This is a genomic window from Allocoleopsis sp. (assembly GCF_036703385.1).
Taxonomy (GTDB): domain Bacteria; phylum Cyanobacteriota; class Cyanobacteriia; order Cyanobacteriales; family Coleofasciculaceae; genus Allocoleopsis.
This window is the reverse complement of record NZ_DATNPA010000317.1, coordinates 1-6105: the sequence shown is the minus strand read 5'-3', so window position 1 is coordinate 6105 and position 6105 is coordinate 1. Positions and strand designations below refer to the sequence as shown.

The following is a 6105-nucleotide window of genomic DNA, read 5'->3' as shown; positions in this document are numbered from 1 at the left end:
GGGGGTTCCTCTTTCTGGTTCTTGCCACCTTGAATGACCACCGCTGGGTCAATCCCATTCCCCAGGGATTTACTCATCTTGCGTCCCTGCTCATCCACCAAAAAGCCGTGGGTTAGGACAGTTTTGTAAGGGGCAATGTCATTGGTCGCAACACTGGTGAGCAAACTGGACTGGAACCAACCCCGGTGTTGGTCTGACCCTTCCAGATACATATCGGCGGGATACTGCAAATTTTCTCGCTGCTTTGCTACGGCTGCCCAAGAGGAACCAGAGTCAAACCAGACATCCATCGTGTCCATACCTTTGCGGTATGACTTGCCATTATTGCGATAGGGTTCGGGTAAGAGTTCTTCGACTGAAAGTTCCCACCAAGCATCGGAGCCTTTTTCTGCAAAAATAGCTTGAACGTGGGCGATCGTTTCTTGGGTTAGTAACGGCTCGTTCGTTTCTTCGTCGTAGAATACCGGAATTGGTACACCCCAATTGCGCTGACGGGAGATACACCAATCCGAGCGATCGCTTACCATTGCCGTAATCCGGTTTTCGCCTTGAGTGGGAACCCAGTTTACAGATTTGATGGCTTTGAGTGCCTCATCCCGGAATCCCTCAACGCTGGCAAACCACTGTTCTGTTGCTCGGAAAATCGTCGGCTTTTTCGTGCGCCAGTCATAAGGATACTTGTGACCATAAGCCTCTTCCTTCAGCAAGGCATCGGCTTCAATCATGGCCTGAATGATCGCCTCATTGGCATCCTTGAGGACATTTAACCCAGCAAACTTGCCAGCGTCCTCGGTAAAGTTGCCGCGATCGTCCACAGGTGAGAGAATTGGCAAGCCATACCGCTGACCGACTATGTAATCTTCTTGACCATGACCGGGGGCAGTGTGTACTAATCCTGTACCCGACTCAGTTGTAACGTAATCGCCACCAATCACAACCGGACTCTCGCGGTCAAATAACGGATGCTTGTAGGTGCTGTGTTCTAATGCCTTTCCTGGCATAGTCGCTTTCACTGTCAGCGGAGTCCCGAACTTTTCAGACAGGCGTTCCACCAAATCCGCCGCAACAATTAGGTATTTGGCTGGGGTTTGGGTTCCGACCTGAACCACGGCATAGTTGAGTTCGGGATTAACGGCAACTGCCAAGTTTCCGGGAAGTGTCCAAGGTGTTGTCGTCCAGATTGCTACCCCTAGTTCAGGGAGAAATGGCTCCAATACCTCTTTCACGGCTGGTGCTGGCTGAGTCATTTTGAACGCTGCATAGAGGCTGCGTGAGGTATGACCTTCTGGATACTCCAACTCCGCTTCTGCCAGTGCTGTTTGGGAACTCGGACTCCAGTGAACGGGCTTCAAACCGCGATAGATGTAGCCTTTCAAGACCATCTGACCGAACACGCCGATTTGAGCCGCTTCATACTCTGGGTTCATCGTCAGGTAAGGATGCTCCCAGTCGCCCCAAACGGCGTAGCGCTTGAAGCCTTGGCGCTGCTCATCTACGGCTTTGAGCGCAAAATCACGCGCTTTGTGACGGAGTTTCAGAGGTGTCAGCTGTTGTCGCTCCTCTGACTTCATGTTTTGCAGGACTTTTAGCTCAATTGGCAAGCCGTGACAATCCCAGCCGGGGACGTAGCGAACCTTGCGCCCCCGCAGCAGTTGGTATTTATTGATAATGTCTTTGAGGATTTTATTCAGGGCGTGACCCAGATGCAGAGAACCGTTGGCGTAGGGCGGCCCGTCGTGCAAAATGAAAATCTCACCCGGATTGTTCTGTGACAGTTGCTCATAAATCTGGTGGTCTTCCCAAAACTTTTGCAGTTCCGGTTCACGCTTGACGGCGTTCGCCCGCATATCAAATTTGGTCTGGGGCAGATTGACGGTATCTTTGTAAGATTTTGCTTCTGTCACAGTCTGACGCTGAGATAAGTTGACTCGTTGTTAAGCCTATCCGAAAAGTGGCATTGAGATTTGAAACGCCACATCAACTATAGATATAGCTGTTCCCATGAAGGTTAGGACTTTCTTTAACGGCTGAAACGACAACGTCCCAGTAGTAAACATCAAAGCCTTCTGCCTTCTATCTTCTGCCTTTTGCTATGGATGGAGCATGATTATCCATCAAGGATTTCTCGGATAGGCTCTTTTCCCATTATCTGTGACAAGTTATGGGAACTTCAACTGAGCTTGGGTGGGTTCTCTGGGTTGATGGGAACGCCTTCAATCACAATGTCCACATCTGGGGGATTTTGTCTCATTGCCGGGTCGCCATCACCCGGTGGCTCGGCTGGGGGTGCCAGTTCAACTTCCGGCGCGATTTCTTCAATGGGTGTTGCGGCGTCTAAGCCAGAGTCTGCCGCGTTAGAGGCAGCCGATTGTTGGGCGGCTTCTACCAGTTCGGGGGCGGGTGGATTCGGTCGCACCAGTTCAGGAGACTCTGACATTTCGCCGTTATCTACCGCTGGTTCATCCACTGGAGTTGGCGAAGCGATCGCTTCGCGCTGCCCCAAAGGGGCAATCGCCTCTGTTGTGGTCGCTTCCTGGGGCGCAGTCTCCGTTGAAGTATTTCTGGAGTCAAGAATTGTTACGACGTTCGAGTCGTCCGGGGTATCTGCCGTCGTTTCCGGTGCTGGAGCAAAATCAGTCGTCTCCGTTACTTGGGTCGTGGCTGTCTCAATCGTTGCCACTTGCCCCCCTGAAGCTTTTTTCTTGTCTTTCGGTGTTTGTGCCGTTACTGGTGAGGTTAGCGGGGCTTTGGACTCTGGTTGCTTTTTCTTTCCTAAACCCGCCACTTGTTTTTGCAGCTTTTGTCCCAATCCACCGACAGAGAAACCTTTTATTTTTTCCTGCACTTGGGGAGAAATCGGTGTTCTGTTCTCTGGTAAAGTCAGTTCTCGCCTTAAGGTCAAGGTTTGCCAGCCAAACCAACCTAATAGCGCTACACTTGCCGTTTGACCCAGAAGAACACCGCCAGTTATGCGTCCAGCACACACCCATAAAACCAGGGCGTAAAATAATCCAATGCCGCTCCAGATAAAGTCTTCTTTGCGATGAACTTCTGGGAAAAAGAAAGCTGCCAGGTAAATGGCAAGACTCCCAAGACCAATGACCAACGCCAGGACGTATGCCAACATTTTGTGGGTACTCCTTACTCTGTGTCTCTAAATTTTGGCGTGAAAATGTAGATTTAAATACCAACAAGTTAACCCGCTGTTGCAGATAATAATGATGTCTTTGCTAATTCCAGGCAGTTATGCTAATGTTCTATCTTAAACATATTGTAAATAGCATCCGTTTTTCGTCAGTCGCAGGCAGACTTTTAAGTTAATCTATATCTTTACACGGCTACTCCGGGGATCGATATACTCTGAAGGCTAAGACAACCGTAATACTCAGAGTTCCGGAGAGCATTTATATGACACAACCAAGTTTTGGTCTGATTGGTTTAGCCGTTATGGGCGAAAACCTAGCGTTGAATGTAGAACGCAATGGTTTTCCCGTCAGCGTTTACAATCGTACCGCTGCCGTTACTCAAAAGTTTATGGAGGAGCGGGCGAAGGGTAAGAACTTCACAGCGACTTACTCGATTGAAGAATTTGTCAAATCGCTGCAACGACCCCGGAAGATTCTGATTATGGTGAAAGCCGGTGCGCCAGTCGATGCGGTGATTGCCCAGCTCAAACCCTTTTTAGAGCCGGGGGACATGATTATTGACGGCGGTAACTCCTACTATCCAGACACAGAGCGACGCACCCAAGAATTAGAGGCTACTGGATTGGGATTTGTGGGCATGGGCGTCAGCGGTGGTGAAGAAGGAGCACTCAATGGTCCGAGTTTAATGCCCGGTGGTACACAGCAGGCTTATGCAGAATTACAACCAATTCTGACGAAAATAGCCGCTCAGGTGGACGATGGGCCTTGTGTCACCTACATCGGGGCTGGTGGTGCGGGTCACTACGTCAAGATGGTACACAACGGGATTGAATACGGCGATATGCAGCTCATTGCAGAAGCCTACGACCTGCTCAAGAACACGTTGGGACTGGATCATCAGCAGTTGCACGAAGTCTTTACGGAGTGGAACACGACTGACGAACTCAACTCATTTTTGATTGAAATTACAGCAGATATTTTCAGGTTCATTGACCCCGATACGAACTTAGCTCTGGTAGATGTGATTCAAGATGCTGCTGGACAAAAGGGAACGGGACGCTGGACAGTACAAAGTGCCTTAGAACTCGCTGTACCCATCCCAACCATGATTGCAGCGGTCAACGCTCGGATTATGTCTTTCTATAAAGAAGACCGGGTGGCAGCCTCAAAAGAGTTACCTGGCCCGTCGGGCAAGTATGAGGGGGATACAAAGGAATTTATCAACAAAATCCGAGATGCTCTCTATTGCTCCAAGATTTGCTCCTATGCTCAAGGCATGGCGCTGTTGAGTAAGGCATCTAAGGATTTGAACTACAACCTTGCTTTGAGTGAAATTTCGCGAATTTGGAAAGGTGGCTGTATTATTCGCGCTGGGTTCCTCGATAAGATTAAGACCGCTTTCAGGGACAACGGAAATTTGCCCAACTTGTTATTGGCTCCTGAATTTAAGCAAAGCATTTTGGATCGGCAGGATGCTTGGCGCGAGGTGCTGATAGTGGCGAATAAACTAGGAATTGCGGTTCCTGCGTTCAGTGCATCGTTGGATTACTTCGACAGCTACCGACGCGCTCGTCTGCCACAAAACCTCACTCAAGCGCAGCGGGACTACTTCGGTGCTCATACCTATGAACGTACTGATAAACCAGGTGCATTCCACACCGAATGGACGAAGGTTGCTGAAGAATCGCTACAAACGGGTACCACTGATTAATCTGGCTAATACGGCTAATTCGTCAGTAAATTAGAGCCGTTTTCATTCGGGTAGAAAATGGGTTTTTGTAGGGGCACGAGTAGCTCGTGCCCCTACCTATAGCGTATGCAACTAAAAATTGCTAAAAGCATCAGTAGATTAAAAATTGATAAGTTATAATTCAGGCTTGGAAAAATACAAACGTAAAATCTCGTAGTTATTAAAATTTAGCTTTTCTTTCGATTTTGGTTATTTTCTTTTAACAGCCTTGACTTCAGCTGATCTACTGAAGGATAAGCTAGGAATAGCTCGTCTAAAATGGTAATTACCTGGAAAATGTATCAGATTGTTCACAAATTATTCACATTGATCCTTTAGTTTTAACTTATAGCCAGACCAATCATTGGTTGAACTGCCGTTTCTGGGTCTAGCTTTTGCTCTCGACCTGTAGCACTCAAAGCAGTTTGTCAGCTATAAGACGTTCTTGCAATCGGCTGAGGTAGCCTAGCGTCACTCAGGTACGAAGGTTGCTCGTGGTTATCGTCTCCATTACCTGGCGGTCTCAACGGTGAGGCTGGTTGTACTATCTGCCAAGAGTCTCCTTTTGATTGATAAGGAAAAGACCCGTGAGCATGTGTTTAGCCAAAACCTATGATATTCACCTTGAATTAGCAGTAGATGTTTTCAAAAGTCAAAACCCAGCACTGGTTATTTCTCTGAAAAATTTTCTAACTGTTTTACCTACTCCTAAATGTGTTGAAGATGTTTTGACGGCTGCTATCTACAAGTTAGCTAAAAGTGAACCTGAGGCTTGCCGTTGGATATTGCGTAATTCCTATTATCTCAAGCCTGAGGTTGATTTAGTTGAGTTTACAAGTCAGTTAGCACTTACAAAGCTTGAGAAACAAGGATTTGTTCCCAATCAAGATTTTAAGTTTGAATCGAACAGTTGTCTGCAAGTCAGTCAAAAGGCAAAAGCTGAATTGATGGGGGACAATTCAGTGGGCGATCGCCTTCTTTTAGAAGAGATTTTACAAGTTTTTGAATTAGAACCAGTTTAAGGCTCTTGCTTCTCTTTAAAATACCTTCGCCAGCCTAATTCCACAAAAAACATTAAGAAAATCAAAATTACAACTACCAACTCACTCAACGAATTTCTCGCCTAATACCAAATCACTTTGATAATTTCCTTCTTTCCTTTTGACGTTCTCTGTGCAACATCTTAAAGCGTAGGCGGTGCTGGGTGCTGTTAAGACATGAGTGCATCTC

Annotated in this window: 4 protein-coding genes; 2 read left to right on the top strand and 2 right to left on the bottom strand. The window is 47.5% G+C overall.

All coding sequences use genetic code 11. From position 1 onward, the window contains the following. Both ileS and V6C93_RS15810 read right to left on the bottom strand, forming a co-directional pair. Nucleotides 1–1904 (bottom strand): isoleucine--tRNA ligase (gene ileS, locus V6C93_RS15815; RefSeq protein WP_333477628.1); only part of this gene is annotated, 1904 nt, incomplete at its 3' end. Nucleotides 1905–2170: 266 nt separating this feature from the next. Then, the gene (locus tag V6C93_RS15810; protein ID WP_333477627.1) at nucleotides 2171–3127 is read right to left on the bottom strand and encodes a Ycf66 family protein; all 957 of its coding nucleotides are present in this window, start codon (nucleotides 3125–3127) and stop codon (nucleotides 2171–2173) included. A gap of 281 nt (nucleotides 3128–3408) precedes the next feature. On the opposite strand from V6C93_RS15810, the gene gnd reads away from it, so the two are divergent. After that, the gene (gnd, locus tag V6C93_RS15805) at nucleotides 3409–4857 is read left to right on the top strand and encodes a decarboxylating NADP(+)-dependent phosphogluconate dehydrogenase (RefSeq protein WP_333477626.1); all 1449 of its coding nucleotides are present in this window, start codon (nucleotides 3409–3411) and stop codon (nucleotides 4855–4857) included. Between the two features lie 611 nt (nucleotides 4858–5468). After that, a complete protein-coding gene (locus V6C93_RS15800) occupies nucleotides 5469–5897 on the top strand; it encodes a hypothetical protein (protein WP_333477625.1) in 429 nt (142 codons plus the stop codon). Nucleotides 5898–6105: the final 208 nt, after the last annotated feature.

Excerpts from the sequence above, each read along its gene's own strand:
- V6C93_RS15810 (WP_333477627.1), bottom strand. The coding sequence starts at position 3,127 with ATGTTGGCATACGTCCTGGCGTTGGTCATTGGTCTTGGGAGTCTTGCC.
- gnd (WP_333477626.1), top strand. The coding sequence starts at position 3,409 with ATGACACAACCAAGTTTTGGTCTGATTGGTTTAGCCGTTATGGGCGAA.
- V6C93_RS15800 (WP_333477625.1), top strand. The coding sequence starts at position 5,469 with ATGTGTTTAGCCAAAACCTATGATATTCACCTTGAATTAGCAGTAGAT.